This is a genomic window from Schinkia azotoformans LMG 9581 (genome assembly GCF_000307855.1).
In the GTDB taxonomy this organism is placed as follows: Bacteria; Bacillota; Bacilli; order Bacillales; family Bacillaceae_J; genus Schinkia; species Schinkia azotoformans.
This window is the reverse complement of record NZ_AJLR01000087.1, coordinates 1-606: the sequence shown is the minus strand read 5'-3', so window position 1 is coordinate 606 and position 606 is coordinate 1. Positions and strand designations below refer to the sequence as shown.

Annotated in this window: 1 protein-coding gene and 1 pseudogene; both read left to right on the top strand. The window is 40.1% G+C overall.

Translation table 11 applies throughout. The features are described from left to right. Positions 1 to 268: 50S ribosomal protein L23 (locus tag BAZO_RS10825; protein WP_003331543.1), on the top strand; the 268-nt coding region annotated here is incomplete at its 5' end. Positions 269 to 283: 15 nt separating this feature from the next. Further along, positions 284 to 606 (top strand): annotated as a pseudogene (gene rplB, locus BAZO_RS10820) (50S ribosomal protein L2); the annotation flags it as partial.

Sequence of the window (606 nt, the reverse complement as noted above, 5' to 3'; positions counted from 1 at the left end):
ACCTATCATTACTGAAGCTTCTATGGCTGCAATGGATCAAAAGAAATACACTTTTGAAGTTGATTCACGTGCGCATAAACTTCTCATCAAACAAGCTGTTGAAGCTGTCTTTGATGTAAAAGTTGCCTCAGTAAATACTATCAGCGTAAAACCAAAATCTAAACGAGTTGGTAAATATACTGGTACTAAATCAGGCTACAAAAAAGCTATCGTTACTTTGACTGAAGATTCTAAAACAATTGAAATCTTCGGCGAAGACGCAGAATAATAGAGGAGGAAAATCGTGGGAATTAAAGTTTACAAACCTACCACAAACGGTCGCCGTAACATGACTGGTAGCGACTTCGCTGAAATCACTACAAGTACTCCTGAAAAGAGCTTGCTTGTAAGCATGAGCAAAACAGCTGGTCGTAATAACACTGGTCGTATCACAGTTCGTCACCACGGTGGTGGTCACAAACGTAAATATCGTATGATCGACTTCAAACGTACAACTGACAACGTAGTTGCTAAAGTTGCTACAATTGAATACGATCCAAACCGTACAGCAAACATCGCATTGATTGTTTACGCTAACGGGGGGTGTCAGCCATATTCAAGAGCAAC